Annotated in this window: 25 protein-coding genes; 20 read left to right on the plus strand and 5 right to left on the minus strand. The window is 66.8% G+C overall.

Annotated features, from left to right (window positions below):
* Positions 1-46 precede the first annotated feature (46 nt).
* Genes narH through narI form a run of 3 tightly spaced genes read left to right on the plus strand, consistent with a single transcriptional unit; the run spans position 47 to position 3239 of the window.
* Positions 47-1807 (plus strand): nitrate reductase subunit beta, encoded by a 1761-nt coding sequence (gene narH, locus AB0L97_RS33310; protein ID WP_356962401.1) that lies wholly within the window; start codon positions 47-49, stop codon positions 1805-1807.
* On the plus strand, positions 1804-2484 hold the full coding sequence (gene narJ / locus AB0L97_RS33315; protein WP_355079738.1) for a nitrate reductase molybdenum cofactor assembly chaperone: 681 nt from the start codon (positions 1804-1806) through the stop codon (positions 2482-2484). Before narH ends, narJ begins: the two co-directional genes overlap by 4 nt.
* On the plus strand, positions 2481-3239 hold the full coding sequence (gene narI / locus AB0L97_RS33320) for a respiratory nitrate reductase subunit gamma (protein WP_355079740.1): 759 nt from the start codon (positions 2481-2483) through the stop codon (positions 3237-3239). The genes narJ and narI overlap by 4 nt, the downstream gene beginning before the upstream one ends.
* A gap of 71 nt (positions 3240-3310) precedes the next feature.
* Here narI and AB0L97_RS33325 read toward each other — a convergent pair whose 3' ends face one another.
* Positions 3311-3766 (minus strand): VOC family protein, encoded by a 456-nt coding sequence (locus AB0L97_RS33325; RefSeq protein WP_364437558.1) that lies wholly within the window; start codon positions 3764-3766, stop codon positions 3311-3313.
* A 310-nt stretch (positions 3767-4076) separates the two neighbouring features.
* Between AB0L97_RS33325 and AB0L97_RS33330 the strand changes: the two genes are divergently transcribed.
* The 10 genes from AB0L97_RS33330 to AB0L97_RS33375 are packed head-to-tail and all read left to right on the plus strand — an operon-like array spanning position 4077 to position 9458.
* Complete coding sequence (locus tag AB0L97_RS33330; protein WP_364437561.1) at positions 4077-4844, plus strand: hypothetical protein; 768 nt, start codon at positions 4077-4079, stop codon at positions 4842-4844.
* Positions 4845-4850: 6 nt separating this feature from the next.
* Positions 4851-6047 carry an SRPBCC family protein gene (locus AB0L97_RS33335; protein WP_364437564.1) on the plus strand — a complete coding sequence of 399 codons (1197 nt, stop codon included), beginning with the start codon at positions 4851-4853 and terminating at the stop codon, positions 6045-6047.
* The gene (gvpJ, locus tag AB0L97_RS33340; protein WP_364437567.1) at positions 6044-6454 is read left to right on the plus strand and encodes a gas vesicle protein GvpJ; all 411 of its coding nucleotides are present in this window, start codon (positions 6044-6046) and stop codon (positions 6452-6454) included. Before AB0L97_RS33335 ends, gvpJ begins: the two co-directional genes overlap by 4 nt.
* Positions 6454-7212, plus strand: a complete 759-nt coding sequence (locus tag AB0L97_RS33345; protein ID WP_364437570.1) for a GvpL/GvpF family gas vesicle protein — start codon at positions 6454-6456, stop codon at positions 7210-7212. Before gvpJ ends, AB0L97_RS33345 begins: the two co-directional genes overlap by 1 nt.
* Positions 7213-7215: 3 nt before the next feature.
* Entirely contained in the window at positions 7216-7449 is a 234-nt protein-coding gene (locus AB0L97_RS33350) for a gas vesicle protein GvpG (RefSeq protein ID WP_364437573.1), read from the plus strand.
* A gap of 19 nt (positions 7450-7468) precedes the next feature.
* Complete coding sequence (gene gvpO / locus AB0L97_RS33355) at positions 7469-7792, plus strand: gas vesicle protein GvpO (RefSeq protein WP_356960759.1); 324 nt, start codon at positions 7469-7471, stop codon at positions 7790-7792.
* The gene (locus AB0L97_RS33360; RefSeq protein ID WP_356960757.1) at positions 7789-8172 is read left to right on the plus strand and encodes a gas vesicle protein; all 384 of its coding nucleotides are present in this window, start codon (positions 7789-7791) and stop codon (positions 8170-8172) included. Before gvpO ends, AB0L97_RS33360 begins: the two co-directional genes overlap by 4 nt.
* Entirely contained in the window at positions 8169-8954 is a 786-nt protein-coding gene (locus AB0L97_RS33365; protein ID WP_355079758.1) for a GvpL/GvpF family gas vesicle protein, read from the plus strand. The genes AB0L97_RS33360 and AB0L97_RS33365 overlap by 4 nt, the downstream gene beginning before the upstream one ends.
* Positions 8951-9166 (plus strand): gas vesicle protein, encoded by a 216-nt coding sequence (locus AB0L97_RS33370; protein ID WP_355079760.1) that lies wholly within the window; start codon positions 8951-8953, stop codon positions 9164-9166. Before AB0L97_RS33365 ends, AB0L97_RS33370 begins: the two co-directional genes overlap by 4 nt.
* Positions 9159-9458, plus strand: coding sequence for a gas vesicle protein K (locus AB0L97_RS33375; RefSeq protein ID WP_364437580.1), 300 nt, complete (start codon positions 9159-9161; stop codon positions 9456-9458). Before AB0L97_RS33370 ends, AB0L97_RS33375 begins: the two co-directional genes overlap by 8 nt.
* A 110-nt stretch (positions 9459-9568) precedes the next feature.
* Here AB0L97_RS33375 and AB0L97_RS33380 read toward each other — a convergent pair whose 3' ends face one another.
* Together AB0L97_RS33380 and AB0L97_RS33385 are read right to left on the minus strand one after the other, a co-directional pair.
* Positions 9569-9775, minus strand: a complete 207-nt coding sequence (locus AB0L97_RS33380; RefSeq protein WP_364437583.1) for a DUF397 domain-containing protein — start codon at positions 9773-9775, stop codon at positions 9569-9571.
* Positions 9765-10775, minus strand: a complete 1011-nt coding sequence (locus AB0L97_RS33385; protein ID WP_364437586.1) for a helix-turn-helix transcriptional regulator — start codon at positions 10773-10775, stop codon at positions 9765-9767. Before AB0L97_RS33385 ends, AB0L97_RS33380 begins: the two co-directional genes overlap by 11 nt.
* Positions 10776-11375: 600 nt before the next feature.
* Between AB0L97_RS33385 and AB0L97_RS33390 the strand changes: the two genes are divergently transcribed.
* The 5 genes from AB0L97_RS33390 to AB0L97_RS33410 all read left to right on the plus strand — a co-directional run bounded on the left by AB0L97_RS33390 (position 11376) and on the right by AB0L97_RS33410 (position 14510).
* Positions 11376-11618 (plus strand): hypothetical protein, encoded by a 243-nt coding sequence (locus tag AB0L97_RS33390; protein ID WP_364437589.1) that lies wholly within the window; start codon positions 11376-11378, stop codon positions 11616-11618.
* Positions 11615-11824: a hypothetical protein gene (locus tag AB0L97_RS33395; protein WP_364437591.1), complete on the plus strand. Its 210-nt coding sequence runs from the start codon at positions 11615-11617 to the stop codon at positions 11822-11824. Before AB0L97_RS33390 ends, AB0L97_RS33395 begins: the two co-directional genes overlap by 4 nt.
* A 271-nt stretch (positions 11825-12095) precedes the next feature.
* Positions 12096-12818, plus strand: a complete 723-nt coding sequence (locus tag AB0L97_RS33400; RefSeq protein ID WP_364437594.1) for a TVP38/TMEM64 family protein — start codon at positions 12096-12098, stop codon at positions 12816-12818.
* Positions 12819-13425: 607 nt separating this feature from the next.
* Positions 13426-14043, plus strand: a complete 618-nt coding sequence (locus AB0L97_RS33405) for a DUF1109 domain-containing protein (protein ID WP_364437597.1) — start codon at positions 13426-13428, stop codon at positions 14041-14043.
* Positions 14044-14111: 68 nt separating this feature from the next.
* A complete protein-coding gene (locus AB0L97_RS33410; protein ID WP_364437600.1) occupies positions 14112-14510 on the plus strand; it encodes a hypothetical protein in 399 nt (132 codons plus the stop codon).
* Between the two features lie 139 nt (positions 14511-14649).
* Here the strand turns inward: AB0L97_RS33410 and AB0L97_RS33415 are convergent, their stop codons facing one another.
* Positions 14650-15096 carry a cupin domain-containing protein gene (locus AB0L97_RS33415; protein WP_355079778.1) on the minus strand — a complete coding sequence of 149 codons (447 nt, stop codon included), beginning with the start codon at positions 15094-15096 and terminating at the stop codon, positions 14650-14652.
* A gap of 100 nt (positions 15097-15196) precedes the next feature.
* Between AB0L97_RS33415 and AB0L97_RS33420 the strand changes: the two genes are divergently transcribed.
* Together AB0L97_RS33420 and AB0L97_RS33425 are read left to right on the plus strand one after the other, a co-directional pair.
* Entirely contained in the window at positions 15197-15892 is a 696-nt protein-coding gene (locus tag AB0L97_RS33420) for a TetR family transcriptional regulator (RefSeq protein WP_355079780.1), read from the plus strand.
* A 226-nt stretch (positions 15893-16118) separates the two neighbouring features.
* Entirely contained in the window at positions 16119-17822 is a 1704-nt protein-coding gene (locus tag AB0L97_RS33425) for a metallophosphoesterase (protein ID WP_355079781.1), read from the plus strand.
* A 6-nt stretch (positions 17823-17828) separates the two neighbouring features.
* On the opposite strand, the gene AB0L97_RS33430 is transcribed toward AB0L97_RS33425, so the two are convergent.
* Complete coding sequence (locus tag AB0L97_RS33430; RefSeq protein ID WP_364437605.1) at positions 17829-18161, minus strand: TfoX/Sxy family protein; 333 nt, start codon at positions 18159-18161, stop codon at positions 17829-17831.
* Positions 18162-18214: the final 53 nt, after the last annotated feature.

Genomic DNA, 18214 nt, shown 5'->3' on the forward strand with positions numbered 1-18214 from the left:
CGGGCACCATCCACCGACGCGAGAAAGCGGTACTGACATGCGCGTCATGGCACAGCTGGCCATGGTGATGAACCTGGACAAATGCATCGGCTGCCACACCTGCTCGGTCACCTGCAAGCAGGCGTGGACCAACCGCGGCGGCACCGAGTACGTCTGGTTCAACAACGTGGAAACCCGCCCCGGGCAAGGCTATCCGAGGCAGTACCAGGATCAGGAGAAGTGGAAGGGCGGCTGGACGCTGAACAAGCGCGGCAAGCTCACCCTGAAGTCCGGCTCCCGGCTGAAGCGGCTGCTGAACATCTTCGCCAACCCGGATCTGCCCACGGTCGAGGACTACTACGAGCCGTGGAGCTACGACTACGACAACCTGCTGTCCTCCCCGCCGGTCGACACGACGCCGGTCGCGCGGCCCAAATCACTGATCACCGGCCAGGACACGCAGGTCACCTGGGGCGCCAACTGGGACGACGACCTCGGCTCCGGCCCCGAGCAGGTCGGCAAGGACCCGCTGCTGGCGAAGCTGTCGGAGCAGGTGAAACTGGAGTTCGAAGAGACCTTCATGTTCTACCTGCCGCGCATCTGCGAGCACTGCCTGAACCCCTCCTGCGCGGCCTCCTGCCCCTCCGGCGCGATCTACAAGCGCGCGGAGGACGGCATCGTGCTGGTGGATCAGGACAAGTGCCGCGGCTGGCGGCAGTGCGTGTCGGGCTGCCCGTACAAGAAGATCTACTTCAACCACAAGACGGGCAAGGCGGAGAAGTGCACCTTCTGCTACCCGCGCGTGGAGGTCGGTATTCCGACGGTGTGCTCGGAGACCTGCGTCGGGCGGCTGCGCTACATCGGCGTCATGCTCTACGACGCCGACGCGGTGCTCGAAGCCGCGTCGGTCACCGACGACAAGGATCTCTACCCGTCGCAGCTCGGGGTGTTCCTCAATCCCCATGACCCGCGGGTGATCGCGGAGGCGGAGCGGGCCGGGATCTCGCCGGAATGGATTCAGGCCGCCCAGGATTCGCCGGTCTACAAGCTGATCGTGGACTATCAGATCGCGCTGCCGCTGCATCCGGAGTACCGCACCATGCCGATGGTCTGGTACGTGCCGCCGCTGTCGCCCGTGGTCGACGTGCTCAGCGAGACCGGCCACGACGGCGAGAACGTGTCCAACCTGTTCGGCGCGATCGACGCGCTGCGCATTCCGGTGGAGTACCTGGCCGAGCTGTTCACCGCGGGCGAGGTCGGGCCGGTGCGCGCTTCGTTGCAGCGCCTCGCGGCGATGCGCTCGTTCATGCGGTCGGTGAACCTCGGTGAGGAGCCCGATCCCTCGATCGCGCCGTCGGTGCGGCTGGAGCCCGAGGAGATCGAGGCGATGTACCGGCTGCTGGCCATCGCCAAGTACGAGCACCGCTATGTCATCCCGAGCGGCGCGGGAGCCCGTGCGCACGAACTGGATTCGCTCGCCACCGGGTGCAGCCTGGACACCGACGGCGGTCCGGGCATGACGGCGTTCGATCAGATGGTGGAGAAGTTCCATCTCACCGACGCCAACGACGCCGCGCCGGAGCAGAAGTCGTCCCGGATCAACCTGCTGAACTGGGATGGCAAGAGCACCGAGGGCCTGGTGCCGAGCAATGGCGCCGCGAACGGCAACGGGCACGCCGACGGCACGAGCAACGGGCACTCGGGTAACGGCCACGCGAACGGCGCAGGCGACGGGCTCGCAGGCAACGGGCACGGCGCGGGCAACGGCGACGGCTCGGGCAGCGTCGCGGGTGATCCGGCCTCCGCGCCGAGCGGAGCGGGGCGATGAGCCTGCTGAAGTTGCGCCGCCGCCCGGAAGCGGTGGTCGAACTCGCCCAGCGCGACCGCCAGCTGGTGTGGCGAATCGCCGCATTGCTGCTGGACTACCCCACCGAGCAAACACTGGCCATGATCGACCAATTGACCAGCGCCGCAGCCGATCTACCCGACGAGGTGCGCACACACCTGAGCGGATGCCTCGACTACCTGCGGACCACCCCGCCGCTGGAACTCGCGGCCGCCTACGTCGCGACCTTCGACATGCGCCGCCGCGCCAGCCTGCACCTGACCTTCTACGCCTACGGCGACACGCGCAAGCGCGGAATGGCGTTGCTGCGTTTCAAGCACGCCTACCGGCACGCGGGTGTCGAACTCGGGGACGAGGAACTGCCCGACCATCTGCCGGTGCTGCTGGAGTTCGCCGCCACCGTCGACCCGATCGGCGGCGAACGGCTGCTCGGCGAGCACGTTCCGGTGCTGGAGCTGCTGCGACTTTCGCTGTCGGACAACAACTCCCCCTACGCGGGAGTGCTCGCGGCGATCGGGGCGACGCTGCCGCCGCCCACCACCGCCGACCGCAGGCGCATCGCCGAACTCGCCGCCCAGGGCCCGCCCGAGGAGGAAGTCGGGCTGGAGCCCTTCGCGATGGACCCCTCCCTGTTCGACGGATCGGAAGGCCGACGATGAACGCATCCCCGCATCTGCCGGTCGCGCTGTGGCTGATCCTGCCGTACGTCGCGTTCACCTCCTTCGTGCTCGGGCACCTGTGGCGCTACCGCAACGACCAGTTCGGCTGGACCACCCGTTCCTCGCAGATCTACGAGAGCCGCCTGCTGCGGCTGGGCAGTCCGCTGTTCCACTTCGGCATGCTCGGGGTGTTCGGCGGGCACGTGCTCGGCGTGCTCATCCCGGAGTCGTGGACCTCGGCGGTCGGGATCTCCGAGCACGTGTATCACGTGGTCGCCGTCGCGGCGGGGTCGCTGGCCGGGCTGGCCGTGCTGGCCGGTGTCGGCATCCTGCTCTACCGGCGATTCACCGTTCCCGCCGTCCGCAAGGCGACCACGGGCAACGACAAGCTGATGTACGGGCTGCTGACCGCCGCGCTGGTCACCGGCCTGCTCAACACCTGGGGCAGCAACCTGCTGTGGGGCACCTACAACTATCGCGAGACTGTCTCGCCCTGGTTCCGCAGCCTGTTCACGCTCACCCCGCAACCCGAGCTCATGGTGGACACCCCGTGGACCTTCCAATTGCACGGGCTGGTCGTGCTCGCCCTGATCGGGCTGTGGCCCTACACCCGGCTCGTGCACATGTTCAGTGCGCCGGTCGGCTACCTGGTGCGGCCGTACGTGGTCTACCGCAGCAAGGAATACGACGCCCCCGACAAGCGCCGCTACGCCCGCGCGTGGGACGCGCCCGTGACCCCCGAACGCTGGCGCTGACGACGCCGTCGCGCGAGACCCCGCCCGGACAACGGCGTCCCGGCGGGGTCTTCGGCGTTCCCGGCGCCTGATCAGGCGTTGTCGTAGGCGTTCTGGAGAGCCTCGACATCGAGCTTGGACATCGACCGCAAGGCGGTGCCGACGGCGATGGTCTTCGCGGGATCGTCACCGCTCATCAATTTCGGCAGCGCCGAGGGCACCACCTGCCAGGACAGGCCGTAGCGGTCCTTCAGCCAGCCGCACGGGCCGGGCTCGCCGCCGTCCGTGGTGAGCGCGTCCCACAGGCGGTTGACCTCGTCCTGGGTGTCCACGACCACTTGCAGCGATGCGGCATCGGTGTGCGGGTGGTCCGGTCCGCCGTTCATCAGCGTGACCGCCTGACCGTCCAGGTCCAGCGAGACGATGAACGCCGAGCCGTCGGAGTTGCGGGAGACCTCGGCCACGCGCGAGTTCGGGATCACCGCGGCGTACAGGGCGGCGGCTTCCTCGGCGGCGTTGTAGAACCAGAGGAACGTGTTGACGGACATGATGTGCTCCTGTGTTGTGGCGTGACTTGCTGTCACCCACTGGTCGGAGCCGCTCGCTCGCCTTCGACACAGTTCGCGAAGCTTCTCGAAATTTTTTTTCGACCTCTACCGCCGAGTGATCGCTGAAACAGGTTCGCCAGCCTGCGAGTTCCCAGCTTTCCGCAGGCAGAACCCATCGACCCATCGGGTAACCAGGCATACGCTGAAGTTTGGCCGCTGCCATGTGGTCTATCCCACTTCTGGGGACGTCAAAGTCTCGCCGCCCCGGCTCAGCAAAGCCGTGGCGGCGGAGACGAGCAAGGAGTGAGCAATGAAAGGTGGAGCAAGAATCGCGTTAGGGGTGGGCCTCGGGTACCTGCTCGGCCGCACGAAGAAAATGCGCTTCGCGATGACGCTGGCGGGAGCCGCGATGGCGAGACGATCCGCGGGAACACCCGCCGAACTGCTCGAGCGCGGCACGGAGCTGCTCAAATCGACGCCGGAGCTGACCAAGATCACCGACACCGTGCGCGACGAGTTGCTCGGCGCGGTGCGTTCGGCCGCGGTCACCGCGGCGAGCAACCGCATGGACGCGCTCAGCAACCGGTTACAGCAGGGGACGACGCTCCTGGCGGGCGAAGAACAACGCGGCTCACAGGAGGCGGATGAGGAGGACGAAGAGCAAGAGCAACAGCCTGAGGACGAGTACGAGGACGAAGAGCAAGAGGGCGAGTACGAGGACCAGGAGCAAGAGCCCGAGGACGAGTACGAGGACCAGGAGCAAGAGCCCGAGGACGAGTACGAGGACCAGGACGAGGACGAGGACGAAGATCGAACGCCCGAGGACGAGCACGAAGAGGAAGAACAAGAGCCCGAGGACGAGGACGATTCCGAGCGGGGCGAGGAAGAGGACGACACCGAGCGGCCTGCCGCGCGGACGCGCACTCGCCGGTCGAGCACCACCGCCAAGCGCGGAGCGAGCTCGCGGACCGCCGACCGTTCGTCCGACTCCGCGGATCGTAAGCCGTCCGGGACTTCCGGCCGCCGCCGTACTCGCGCCGAGGCCGGCCAGGCCCCCGTGCGCCGCACGAGGAGGTGACCGGCGATGGCGAAGATTTTGCGTGACGCGACGGAAGGAGTCGGCAAGGTAGCCGCCGATACGGCGGGCCGGGCTGCCAAAGCCGCGACCGGGGCGGGATCATCCGCGAAGAAGGCGGGAGCCTCCGCCAAGAAGGCCGGATCTTCCGCCAAGAAGAACGCGCCGCCGCCCACGCCGACCGGCATTTTGCAGCAGTCGTTGCAGAACCTCACCGGAGCGCTGACCGAACGCGCGGTGACCGGACTCACGAACCAGGTGTCGAAGACCGCGGGCCGATTGAACGAGTACGCCGAGGGCGGCGGCGGGGGGAACCTGCTGGCGGCGCTGACCGGCGTGCAGAAGCTCGCCGGTGGCTCTTCGCCGTTGAGCACGGCCATGAGCATGGGCAAAACCAAGCTCGGTCACTCACTGCGCGAGCAGTTCGAGAACGTGAAGGAATCGCTCACCGGTGGCAAGGGCAAGGGCGGCAGCAAGAAGATCAAGCTGACGAACATCGTCGAGCACATCGACGTCGGCGTCCCGATCCACCTGGCCTACGACCAGTGGACCCAGTTCGCGGATTTCCCGAAGTACACCAAGAAGCTCGAGCAAGTCGAGCAGGTGGCCGACGAAAAACTCAGCTGGACCGGCAAGGTGTTCTGGTCTCGGCGCACCTGGGAATCGACGATTCTCGAGCAGGTGCCGTTCGAGCGGATCATCTGGCGCTCCAAAGGCCACAAGGGATACATCGACGGCGCGGTCACCTTCCACGAACTCGTACCGGGTTACACCCGCATCCTCGTGGTGCTGGAGTACCACCCCAAGGGATTCTTCGAGAAGACCGCCAACATGTGGCGGGCAGCGGGTCGCCGCTGCCGCCTGGAGCTCAAGCACTTCGAGCGGCACGTGATGACCGAGGCCGTGTTGCATCCCGACGACGTCGTCGGCTGGCACGGCGAGATCCGTGACAGCGAGGTCGTCAAAGACGACGAGACCGCTCGCCGCGAGGAAGAAGAGGAGAAGTCCGAAGAAGGCCAGGAAGCGGAACAAGAACCGGACGAGGAGCCGGACGAGGAAGAAGAAGACAAGGCCGACGAGCAAGAGACGGACGAGCGAGACGAGGACGAGCAAGACGAAGATCGGCGTCCTCGCCGTCGACCGGCCGCCCGCCGCCGTAGCACGGCGACCCGCCCGTCGCGCGAGAAGCGAGGAGCAAACGCATGACGATCGAACCCGCGGGAGGCGGAGGCGGTGGCGGAGCGGGCACGATGGCACGCCCGAACTCATCCAGCCTGGCTGACGTGATCGACACGATTCTGGATAAAGGCCTGGTCATCGACGCATTCGCACGCGTGTCGCTGGTCGGCATCGAACTGGTGACCATCGACGCCCGCGTCGTGGTGGCCAGTGTGGACACCTATCTACGTTTCGCCGAAGCCGTCAACCGGCTGGAGATTTCCACCAGCGAACCGAAGGGGCTCACCGACATCGTCGGCGACGTCACCCAAGGCGCGGCGAAGCACAAGACGCAGGGGGCGCTGGAAGCTGCGGGCGAGAAGGTCATGGACTTCCTCGGCGACGTGCAGGACAAGCGCCAGACGGCGAACAGGCCCAAACGTAAGGAGGGCTGATGACTACCGCGACATCTGTCTACGTCTACGGCATCGTGCCCGCCGACGTGGAACCCGAGCCGCACGCCAGCGGCGTGGGCGACCCACCGGGTGAGGTATCGGTGATACGGCACGGCGAGATCGCCGCGCTGGTCAGCATGCTCGAGTCGGATCGGCCGCTGGGCACGCCCGACGACCTCACCGCGCACGCCGAACTGCTGGACGGATCGGCCGCCGTCGCTCCGGTGCTGCCGCTGCGCTTCGGCGCGGTCATGACCGACACCGAGGCGGTGGAGAACGAACTACTCGGAGCGAACGAAGACGAATTCCGCTCCGCTCTGGAGCAGCTCGAGGGCCGGGCGCAGTTCGTGGTCCGAGGCCGTTACGTCGAGAACACCATCCTCCGGGAGCTGCTCGACGAGAACGCCGAGGCCGCCCGGCTGGCCGGGGAGATCCGTGACAAACCGGAGGACGCCACCCGTAACGAGCGAATCGCGCTCGGCGAGATGATCAATCAGGCCATCGAGTCCAAGCGGGCCGAGGACACGCGCAAAGTGGTCGCCGAGCTGGAGCAGTTCGAACCACTCGTCAACCAGCGCGACCCCACCCATGAGGAGGAGGCCGTCCACATCGCGGTTCTGGTCGAACTGGACCGGCAGAAAGACCTGGAGGAGACGCTGCGCCGGCTCGGCGAGGACTGGGACGGCCGAGTGGAGTTGAACCTGCTCGGTCCGATGGCGGCCTACGACTTCGTCATGAAGCGCGCACCCGAGGGGTAAGGCATGTTCGGTGTGCTCACATCGATCCTGACGCTGCCCGTCGCCCCGGTCCGCGGGGTGATCTGGTTGGGCGAATTGATTCAGGACCAGGTGGACCAGAAGATGCGAGATCCCGCTCTCATGCGGCGGGAACTCGAGGAGATCGATGCGGCCGCGGCAGCCGGTCAGCTGTCCGAAGAGGAGCGTAGACAAGCGCAGCAGGCGGTCCTGGATCGCATGACCGGTCGCCGCGCGTGATCCGGAAGGAGTGATGCGCGTGGCCCGCAAGACAACTTCCGAGGACGTCGACCCGGCCGCCGACGAACCACCTCCCAGCACCCCGGCGCAGGCCGCCGCCATGGCGGTGGAAAACCTCGTCGAACTGACGTCGAAAGAGGTGCAGGGCGTCACCTCGATGGAACCGACGGAGGACGGCTGGCAGGTGGAGATCGAGGTGCTCGAGGACCGCCGGATCCCGTCGTCGGCGGACATCCTCGCGCTCTACGAGGTCGAGATCGATCTCGACGGGAACCTCCTGGCCTACCGCAGAACAAGGCGCTACGGGCGCGGCAGCACCGACATCGGAAGGGCTCGGTCATGACGGTGGTGCCCGGCGGATCGTCCGCACCGCAGCCGTACAGCGGACATTCGTCGACGAACCTCGCCGACATACTCGAGCGAGTGCTCGACAAGGGCCTGGTGATCGCTGGCGACATCCAGGTGAACCTGCTCGACATCGAGCTGCTCACGATCAAGCTGCGGCTGGTGATCGCGTCCTTGGAGACCGCCAAGTCGGTGGGCATCGATTGGTGGGAGACCGATCCGTGGCTCAACAGCAAGGCCCGCACGCTGGAGCGGCAGGATCACGATCTCGAACTCGAGAATCAGAAGCTCCGCGACCGGATCGCGGAACTGGAGAGCGCGAAGGAACAACCGCAACGCATCGAGCGTCGCCGCCAACCGAGGGAAGAGCGGTCGTGACGGAGGGCCTCGGGGTCTGGCTGTACGCGGTGACGCCCGGCTGCGGCGGCGAGGAGCTGGGCGAGCTGACCGGAGTCGCGGGCGAGCCGGTGCGAACGGTGGTCGTGGACGGGTTGACGGCGATCGTCGGCTCGGTGCCGCTCGAGGTGTTCGGGGAGCAGCCGCTGCGGGCGCATCTGGAGGACCTCGATTGGCTGGAAGGGACGGCCCGTGCGCACGACGCCGTCGTATCGACCCTGGTGCGACGAGGCCCGACCGTCCCGCTGCGGCTGGCCACCGTCTTCCTCGACGACGACCGGGTGCGCGACCTGCTGACCGAGCGGCGAGCGGATTTCGCCGCTGCGCTGGAGCTGGTGAGCGGCCGCACCGAGTGGGGCGTGAAGGCCTACGGCGACCGCGCCGCCCTGACCGCCGCCGTGGCCGAGTCCCGCACCGCGAGCGAAGGCAAGGGCGCGGGAGCCGCGTATCTGGCCCGGCGCCGGGCGCAACTGTCCGCGCAGGAAACCATCGAACGCGACGCGGCCCAGCGCGCCGAGGAGATCCACAGCCGCCTGCTCCAGCACGCGGCGGCGGGGCGACGTCAGGCGCTGACCGACCCGGCACTGAGTGGCCGTCGTGATTGGTTGGTGCTCAACGGGACCTACCTCGTGGACGACGACCGCACCGACGACTTCGCCACCATCGTCACGGCGCTCGGCGACGAATTCCCTGGCATCCGCCTCGAACTCACCGGCCCGTGGCCGCCGTATTCGTTCGCGGGCGTGGAACGAGAACCGGCATGAGCCGCGCCACACGTGAGGTCGACGACGAGCGCCGGGTCTCGTTGGTCGATCTGCTGGATCGGGTGCTGGCCGGCGGCGTGGTGATCTCCGGCGACATCAAGCTCGCCATCGCGGACGTCGACCTGGTCCAGATCTCGCTGCGGGCGCTGATCTCCTCGATCAGCACCCTCTCCGGACCGCTGCACGCGCTGGAGGCACCCGGCGATGACTGAATTCGGCGGCATCCCATCGCGTATCGACACCGACCCGGAATCCGTCGAGCGCGGCCTGGTCAGCCTCGTCCTCACTTTGGTCGAGCTCCTCCGCCAGCTCATGGAACGCCAAGCACTCCGCCGCGTAGACGCGGGTGACCTCACCGACACCCAGATAGAACGCATCGGCACCACCCTCATGCTCCTCGAGCAACGCATGGAAGAACTCCGCGACCACTTCGGCCTCACCCCCGAAGACCTCAACATCGACCTGGGCCCCCTCGGCACCCTCCTCCCCCGCGACCCACCCTGAACATCAAGATCAACGGCACATGAGCGAGAGTTCTTCTCGGCAAACGCCACAGCCATGTGCCGTTGATCTTGTCCGATGACACCGGAATGATGCCGCGCGACTTCTCGGGCCTATGGGTGGGTGAAGGTGCCGCCCATGACGCCAGCGGTGAAGGCGTCCCATTCGCCGGGCGTGAAGACCAACGCCGGGCCGGTCGGGTTCTTGGAGTCTCGGACGCCGACCATTCCGCCTGCCAGATGGGCGACCTCCACGCAATCCTGGCCGCCGCTGCTGTGGCTGCTTTTGAACCACTTCTCTCCGGATAGGTCAATGCCCACGTCCATACTCCTTTGCCAACTCACGCAACAGATCCCGGCTGGGTTGAACATCGAGCGCGGCTCGTTGGATCACCCCATATGCGTCACGGTACCGGTCTATATCACTGACCCGCTCCAGAAAGAGTCCTCCCGTGAAGCTTTCCACGTAGACGACGCTAGGTTCCTCAGGCTGACCCTTCTTGTCCACATCGAAGTCCAAGATCAGGAACGGGCCGGTAGACATTCCCACCGGCAACCCAGCCCGGAATGGCAACACCCGGATATCCACATTCGGAAGTGTGCTGAGATCCGCAAGGTGGCGCGATTGGGCAGACATCACCTTCGGTGAGCCGATCACCGTTCGCAGCACGGACTCGTGCAAGACTGCGTTGAACGTTGCCGGACGACGCCTCCGAGCAACCAGGCCCTGGCGCCGTAGACGAAGCTCGACGCGGCGGTCGATCTCCTCCGGGGAATCATTCGGGAAATACAAGATATCAAGAGCACGAGCGTAGTCCGCAGTTTCCAGCAGGCCAGGAACGACCGACGGTTGAAACTGGGTGAGTTCAACTGCCGAGGACTCCAGTCCCATGTACACATCGAACGCTGGTGTGATCAACGATCCATAGTCGTGCCACCACGACTTAACCGGTATCTGTTCGGCCAGCGACAGCAGGTCCGCAGTTCGCTCGTCGCCCAGCTGGTACTGCTCGCACAGCAGTCGGATGTCGTGCGTCCTGATCTTCTCCGTCTGCCCCTTCTCCAGCCGTTGCAGCGTGCTCTTGCCCCACTCCATGAGCTTCGCGGATTCGATCAACGTCATGCCGAGCGCTTCTCGCGCGTCACGCAGATGGCGGCCGAGTTGGCGACGCGGCAGCGTGCTGCCGGTCTCGTCCTCTGACAAGCCTTCCCTCCCGAGGTCGTCCGAGTTCCCTGTCCGGGAAATGGTGACACCATCGACGGGCAACTTGCTGGGAAATGAACTGTCTTTCTTGACTTCCCACACTCCTTTGCCCAGCACTGGGCGCATCTTGTCTGCTTGCCGCGCGTCTTGCAGAGAGTTCTTCCTCCCCGCCGAGGAGGGGCTCTCCCGACCTGGGCGCATGACCAGCAACAGATCTGAGGGGAGCGCAGATAGCGATGCAATCGTTCGGGGACACACCGCGATCCAGGTGCTACTACTACCGGCGCGAGTGCGATCTACCCGCTGTGATCGACCCGCCCGAGTTGGGGCGGATCATCCTGCGTGCCGGGTACGTGTGCGGGGTGACGATGCCCACGCGTTTGGGACAAGCAACGAAAGCCCATATGCAGAGCCGGGGTGAATTCCTCGGACCCGTTGTCGCACATCCATGTTCGGACCGCTGGACGTTCCTCGTCGGGGCGGACCTCCCGGACGACGACCGGCTGTTTGCGGAGTTGTTCCGGCTGGACGTGAGCGTGGCCCGGTCCGGAGCGACGATCGCACTCCCCTCGCCCACCGCCTCTTCCGGCGCGATCCGCCAGTGGATAGTGCCGCCGCGCGGACCATATCGGCCGTCGGGGCGCGTTGTGCTGGAGGCCATTCGAGCGTGGGCGGATCAGATGCCGAACCGCCAACGGGGATTCCGGGTGGTGTCCCGTGCCCGATGACGGTCTCGTGTGGCTCTTCCCTAACGACGCCAACGGCCGACCGCATTCACTGCGGACCCGATTCGCCCACGACAACCCACACTGGCCGGTATCCAGCCGCAAGAACGCACTTCGAGCCCTAGACCTGCATCGCGACTGCGACTACCTCACCTGCTCGACCTTCGTCACCGCCGTGATCGTGAGTCGTGACGACTTCCGCTACTTCCGCGACCGCGAACCGGAGCGGCCGTGACATCCCCACGGCCCGATGAACCCGACGTCCGCCTGTCGATATTCCTGCACGGCATGCGTTTCGACTTCGTCGCCTGCCTCACCGCCGCCCTGCTGTTCGTCCAGGAACACCAGACCCGCCGCTACACCGATGCCGTGACCGTGGCCATGACCGACACCAGCGGCCTACGCCGCCTACCGAACGAGCGCCTGTACCTAGAACCCTGAATCGACGGCGGCTCCTTCGATCACCAGTCGCACGCCCAACAGCTGAACGGTGCGCACCTGACAAGGCACAGGGAGCCGGGTACAGACCCCGCCGGTTCGCGACCGGGTTTCCACAGAAGCGCGGAGATTCGGGATTCACACACCGGTCGGCCACCGCCGATAGCTCAAACCGTAGAGCCCCGCTTCGTGATTGTGTCCCGTGCTCCGGCGGCGGGCACTGTGCACCCTCGACATGAACGTCCGGCCAGCTCGAGGCAGGATTGCGGTCAGCATGACGGACAACGACGGCTTCTTTCGCACCGGACGGCGGCGGCACATCGCGCGGCTGGCGCTGTTCGTCGTGTTCCTGTTCGGGATGTTCTATCTGGTCGCCGTCGCGGGAGTGATCGACGTCGAACGCGTGCGCGACGCGATCGCCGCGACCGGACCCGCGGCCCCGTTCGCCTACCTGGTGGCGTCGGCGGTGCTCGGCGCGATCTTCGTGCCCGGCCCGATGCTGGCCGCCGGGAGCGGCCTGCTGTTCGGGCCGCTGGTCGGGACGTTCGTGACGCTGGGTTCGGCGGTGGGCACGGCGACCATCACCAGTTTCCTCGGGCGGCGGGCAGGCCGCGAAAGCGCGCGCGGGTTGCTCGGCGCGCAGCGTGCCGAGCGCATCGACGCCCAGATCGAGCGGCGCGGCTTGTGGGCCGTCGTCGGCCAGCGCTTCGTCCCTGGCATCTCGGATGCACTGGCGTCGTATATATTCGGCGCGTTCGGAGTCCCGCTGTGGCAGATGGCCGTGGGCGCGTTCATCGGCTCGGCTCCACGGGCATTCGTCTACACCGCTCTCGGCGCATCGATCGGCGACCTGTCGGCCCCGCTCGCCTACACCGCCATCGCGGTCTGGTGCGCCACCGCGATCATCGGAACTTTCGCCGCGCACCGCGGATACCGCAGCTGGCGTAGCGGCGCGAACCGCGAGCCAGAAGCTGCGCCGGATCGCTGCGGGGACTAGGACAAGTAGATCTACCTGCGCCGACTGTGCGATCTAGATGTGGCCGTACCGGTCGAACCCGGCTCGGACACCGCGTTACGTCCATCACCGCCTGCCCCAATCGCTGACGCGAGACGGCAAGCGCCGCTTCCGGATACGCGATCCCGACGACTCGAAGCGCGTGCTACTGCGAAGCGGTCGACCTGGATATGGCTGCTGTGCGTATCGATCACGGCGGCAATCGGTTTCGCCGCCGCGTGGGCGGCCCACCGACTGCGCCAGGAACTGCTCGGGTTGGTCGTGACAGGACTGGTTCACCACCGTCGTTTTCGCCGAGATCGAACGACTCGACCTCACCGGCGCACCGAGTTACGTCCCGGCCATGAACGCCGCAGTGGAACGAATGCCGCAGTGGTGCCGGGCTGTCGTCTGCGGTGTTCCGCCGGCGGTCTATCTCGCGGTGGTGATCGCTGTCCTCGCCTGTTGGCTCCGGTCGCGCCGAGCCCGGAATACCGTCGGCACACAGCCGCCGATCCCGATCTCGAGCCACAACTAGGGCACGTTCGAGAGTCTCCGATCGTCCCTGTGCTGGTGTTCGAGACCTCCGCGGCGCGGTACTTTTGGTCCGGTGAGCAACCGGGAGCCACTTGTCCGGGCATTGATCGACCAGGATAAGCCGAACAGGGCTCCGGGGCCGATTCACCTGGCATTCACCTTCCTTCCAGTCGTTGTGTTGGTGTGCGTCTACTACGACTGGTGGCCGTCGCGCTACGGCTCCTTCGCCTGGGTTGATCCGCTGTTGTCCGGCGCTGCGGCCGTACTGGTGCTCCTCATCTGCGGTGCGGTATGGGCGGTCCGAACGCTGCATGTCGTAGGTAGGGACCGGACATGGTCATGGTGGATCGCGGCTAACCCCGCGATGATTCTCACTGTTGCAGGCACAGTTGCGCTCCTGCCCCGCCCGTCGTTCGAAGACACCCGTCCGCAGTTCGAGCAGGTGGCCCTTGACCTACAGGCGAGTTCGGAATCTTCACGCTCCCATTTCGAAATCGGCCGGTTCGACATCAGCTATGTAAGGAAGGACCCGGACGGAACCGTCTACTTCATCGAGGGTGGCGGGCTCGGGCTCACGGTGAGCAGTGGGTGGGCATACTCACCTCATGGCACACCGGTTGGATTCGACGACTTCACCGCAACTCATCTCGCTGGCCCGTGGTATGAGTTCACTGCTGTGTGGCGTAGCTGACGCCGCCGCCTGCTCACCACTGGGAGCATCGAGCGTTCCAGACCAGCTGGTATGACACGCTGTCCGTCATGTCCACTCGGCCCATCAACTCGCCGAACCTCACCGGCCAGGGACGTATTGCCTCGATTCTGCGGTTCACCACCGAACTGATTGCCTGGATCGCCACCCCATGGGCACTGGCCGATCACTCGGTCGCGCTCGCGGTCGCGACATTGGTCCTGCTCATCGGGCTGCCGACCCTCTTCGCCACCCCTGGCGACAAAAGACAGGTCCTCATCCCGGTCCCCGGCATAGTCACCATCGGTCTCGTCGTCCTCCAACTCGCCGCCGCCGTACTCGCGTCCTGGGCCATATGGCCGGCCTGGGCGGCCGTCGTCGTCACCACGTTGACGGCCGTCACGGCAATCACCGAACTGCCACGTTGGCGCTGGCTACTCGGGGCACCGGCCCGTGCCGCCGGTCGGTGACCCTAGGACCGACACCGGTCGAATTCCTGCATGATGCCGATACCGTTACGGTGCCCGCGCCGCCGGATCGCCCGACCGCGACCGCCGACATCCGGACGCCATCGGGCTCGGCAACCACCGCCCATGCGACCGAACGGTCCTACGCGCAGGCCGGGGCGGGTGCGTCGACGAACAGCGGTTCGCCCGTGGGCGGGGCGTAGACGACGTCGAGGACGAGCGGCTCCGCGCCGAGGTTCCGGCCGATGTGCACGTTCCATTCACCCGCGGGCTCGTAGATGAACTCGCCGGTCCGGAAGACCGGAGCGTCGCAGTCGGGTCCGGGGTGGGTGAGCGTGCCCGAGCGGACGAAACCGAAGACCGGACCGAGATGGTAGTGCCAACCGGTGGAGCCGCCGGGGCCGATGGTGATCTCGCGAACGACCAGATCGGTGCCCGCGACGAACGGCACCAGCCCGGCGGGAATCTGCGCCTGGCCGAGGGTGACGGCGGTGATGTCGCTACCGGGCGTTGCCTCGGCGGGCGCCGCACTCACCAGCGCGCCGGCGAGCGCAACCGGCACTGCGGCGACGCGGAGAAAGAGCGTCATCCTGGCAGCTTAGCCACGGCGGCGGTATCGGAACACGCGTTCGCTCAATGCCGCCGCGGTGACGAGCACCCGCGCTCGGATCCTGGATTACCGTACGTACGTGGCCCGGACAGACGAAGATTCGACGGCGAAGATCCTCGACGCCGTCGTGTCGATGCTCGAATCGCACGGCTACGACGCGGTCCAACTGCGTGCGGTCGCCCGCAACGCGCACGTCTCGCTGGCCACGGTCTACAAGCGGTACCCCACCCGCGACGATCTGATGCTCGCCGCCGTCGAGCAATGGATGGCGACCAACACCTACGCCGCCCCTGCCCCGTCCGTCGAGGACGAGACGCTGGCCGACGGCCTGGTGCGGTTGATGCGTTACGTGTTCGAGCCGTGGGAACGGAATCCCCGGATGCTCGAGGCCTACTATCGCGCGCGGTCCGGCCCCGGCGGCCGACGACTCGACGCGCAAGGCTTCGACGCCGTGCTGCCCGCCGCGAGCGCCCTGCTGGCCGATGTCGATCCCGACTACACCGCCGACATCGCGCTCGTGCTGACCAACATGATCTACGCGCTGATCGGCCGTTTCGCGAACGCCGATCTCGATATCGCCGAGATCCTGCCCGCGATGGAGCGCACAGTCCGCAGGCTGACCGGCAACAACGAACCGCTGGCGGCCGCCGCCGGGTCCACGCGGCCGGGTGCGCCGGGGTTCCCGTGGAGCGCTTCGCTGGTCTTCCCGTTCTCCCCCGGCACTTCCACGGATACAGAACAGTCGTCGGACGCGACGGATCGGCCGTCGGCGTAGACGCGTCGGCCGCAACCCTGCCGAGAAGCACGGCCCGTTGGCCGTCGACCATCCGACTCGAAACCCAGGCGGGTCGCCGGTGAAATACGTTCGGGCATTACATATTTCACACATTCCCGACAAATGGAACAAACCCGAACGGCGAAACCGTCTGTTCACGAGGTATTCCCGCGTGCGGTGCGATGTCGAGTTGCTCCGTGCGCCGTGCCGGTACAGCATCTGCGGTATGCCGTCCACACCGCTGAATCCAGCAGGCGACATTCCGGACACCGGAATTCCCGGCCATCTCGCTGCCCACATGACCATGCCCGAGCAGCACGAATGGCACCGCGCCTACCTGCGCCGTCGCCCTGTGTCGCGGCGCAACGTGCTGCGCGGCGCCGCCGCGGCGGCAGCGGTGGCCGCCGTCGGCACGACGCCGTTCGGCAGGCGCGCCTACGCCGACGAGGCCCAGCTCGCGGTGGGTGGACGGCGCGTCGCCTTCGGGCCGGACGCGGCCAGCCAGTTGCGTTTCGCGGCGCAACTCTCGCGGCGTCCGGCGGGCGCCACGGTGTATCTCGACCACGGACCGACACCGGCGTTGGGCGCGACGGTCCAAGCCGAGGTGCGCAACCTGCTCACCCAGCTGCCCACCGCCGACGGCGGCGTGCTCGCGGCCGAGCAGTTCTACGTCCACGCACCGGTGGACGGCCTGCCCGGACGGGTGCCGCACTTCTATCGCTGGCGGACCTCCGACGGATTCGTCGGCGACATCCGCGCCGCCGCACCCGCGATGCCCAGCGCACGCCCCGCGGTCCTTCCGTTCCGGTTCACCATGATGGGCGATCAGGGCACCGACGAAACGCCCGCGCTGCCGGAGGGCGTCGCTCCCGGCGACTACGACGACAAGTACTACAAGGCCGACAACGATCCGGCCGCGCCGCACGCGAGCAACGTGCTGCGCCAGATCGCCGCCGCCCGGCCGGACTTCCACATCCTCGCAGGCGACATCGCCTACGCCGACCCGTCCGGCGCGGGCAAGCCGGGGCAGTTCGCGGCGCACGGAGCGCAGCAGGCGAGCGGTTTCGACAAGTACAACCCCTACGTCTGGGACGTCTACTTCAACGCCATCGAGCCCAGCGCCGCCCAGACACCGTGGATGTTCGCCACCGGCAACCACGACATGGAGGCGACCTACGGCGACCACGGCTACGGCGGGCATCTGGCGCGCCTGGACTTCCCCGGCAACGGTCCGGCGGGCTGCCCGTCGGCGTATACGTTCACCTACGGCAATGTCGCGGTGCTCTCGCTGGACGCCAACGACGTCTCCTACGAGATCCGGGCGAACAGCGGCTACTCCGGCGGGGCACAGACGAGTTGGGTGGAACGCACCCTGGCCGCCCACCGCGCCGACCCCGACATCGATTTCATCGTCTGCTTCTTCCACCACTGCGCGTATTCGACCACCGAATCGCACGCCAGCGACGGCGGTGTGCGTGACGCGTGGGTCGGCCTTTTCGACCGCTACCAAGTCGACCTGGTGTTGCAGGGTCACAATCACGTCTACGAGCGCACCGATCCGCTGCGTGGCGGACAGGCGACGAAGGTCGCGGGCGACAACTCGATCGTCTACCCGGAGACCGACGGCACCGTCTACTACACCGTGGGCGGCGGCGGACGCCCGCGCTACGAATTCCAGCCCGGGTCGCGGGAAACCTTCCGCGGCAGCGAGCTGGCCGACACCTCGGTGCCGAACAGTTACGTGTGGACCCCGGGCGGCGGTAAGCAGGACGAGGCCGCGCCGTGGTCGCGGGTCCGCTTCCGGAATTACTCGTTCCTGCGCGTCGACGTCCGGCCGGGCGTGTTCGCCAGCGAGATGGACGTGGTCGCGGTCGACGAGTACGGACGCGAATTCGACCGTGTGCTGTTCCGGCGGCAGGTCAGGGCCTGAGCGGAGCTACTTCTTCGTTTTGGGTGGGAGGGTCCGGGCGTAGGCGACGCCGCGCTCGACCCATTCCCGCAGTACTTCGTCGTCGTCGACGGCGGCGACCCGCAGCCAGCCGACCATTTCGCGCCCGCCCATGACCATTGGCTCCACCGTGTCACCGAGGAGCCGCTCGCCCTCGTCGGGATCGACCCGCACCAGCAGACCGCCCTGCCTGCTGGCGGCCACCGCCATATTGCCGCCGATCAAGAAGGCCAGGCCGCCGAACATCTTCCGCTCGGTGAGTTCGGGGCCGGGTGCGATCAGTTCCCGGATTCGCTCGGCCAGCTCCTCGTCGTATGCCATGACGGCATTGTTCACCTGGTGTACGACAAGTCGGGCGATCGACGACCGCGTGT

It is taken from the genome of Nocardia sp. NPDC051911 (assembly GCF_040681035.1).
Taxonomy (GTDB): domain Bacteria; phylum Actinomycetota; class Actinomycetes; order Mycobacteriales; family Mycobacteriaceae; genus Nocardia; species Nocardia sichangensis.

Bases quoted from the DNA above. Each gene is read 5' to 3' on its own strand.
- narH (WP_356962401.1), top strand. From the start codon at position 47: ATGGCACAGCTGGCCATGGTGATGAACCTGGACAAATGCATCGGCTGC.
- narJ (WP_355079738.1), top strand. From the start codon at position 1,804: ATGAGCCTGCTGAAGTTGCGCCGCCGCCCGGAAGCGGTGGTCGAACTC.
- narI (WP_355079740.1), top strand. From the start codon at position 2,481: ATGAACGCATCCCCGCATCTGCCGGTCGCGCTGTGGCTGATCCTGCCG.
- AB0L97_RS33325 (WP_364437558.1), bottom strand. From the start codon at position 3,766: ATGTCCGTCAACACGTTCCTCTGGTTCTACAACGCCGCCGAGGAAGCC.
- AB0L97_RS33330 (WP_364437561.1), top strand. From the start codon at position 4,077: ATGAAAGGTGGAGCAAGAATCGCGTTAGGGGTGGGCCTCGGGTACCTG.
- AB0L97_RS33335 (WP_364437564.1), top strand. From the start codon at position 4,851: ATGGCGAAGATTTTGCGTGACGCGACGGAAGGAGTCGGCAAGGTAGCC.
- gvpJ (WP_364437567.1), top strand. From the start codon at position 6,044: ATGACGATCGAACCCGCGGGAGGCGGAGGCGGTGGCGGAGCGGGCACG.
- AB0L97_RS33345 (WP_364437570.1), top strand. From the start codon at position 6,454: ATGACTACCGCGACATCTGTCTACGTCTACGGCATCGTGCCCGCCGAC.
- AB0L97_RS33350 (WP_364437573.1), top strand. From the start codon at position 7,216: ATGTTCGGTGTGCTCACATCGATCCTGACGCTGCCCGTCGCCCCGGTC.
- AB0L97_RS33360 (WP_356960757.1), top strand. From the start codon at position 7,789: ATGACGGTGGTGCCCGGCGGATCGTCCGCACCGCAGCCGTACAGCGGA.
- AB0L97_RS33370 (WP_355079760.1), top strand. From the start codon at position 8,951: ATGAGCCGCGCCACACGTGAGGTCGACGACGAGCGCCGGGTCTCGTTG.
- AB0L97_RS33375 (WP_364437580.1), top strand. From the start codon at position 9,159: ATGACTGAATTCGGCGGCATCCCATCGCGTATCGACACCGACCCGGAA.
- AB0L97_RS33400 (WP_364437594.1), top strand. From the start codon at position 12,096: ATGACGGACAACGACGGCTTCTTTCGCACCGGACGGCGGCGGCACATC.
- AB0L97_RS33410 (WP_364437600.1), top strand. From the start codon at position 14,112: ATGTCCACTCGGCCCATCAACTCGCCGAACCTCACCGGCCAGGGACGT.
- AB0L97_RS33415 (WP_355079778.1), bottom strand. From the start codon at position 15,096: ATGACGCTCTTTCTCCGCGTCGCCGCAGTGCCGGTTGCGCTCGCCGGC.
- AB0L97_RS33425 (WP_355079781.1), top strand. From the start codon at position 16,119: ATGCCGTCCACACCGCTGAATCCAGCAGGCGACATTCCGGACACCGGA.
- AB0L97_RS33430 (WP_364437605.1), bottom strand. From the start codon at position 18,161: ATGGCATACGACGAGGAGCTGGCCGAGCGAATCCGGGAACTGATCGCA.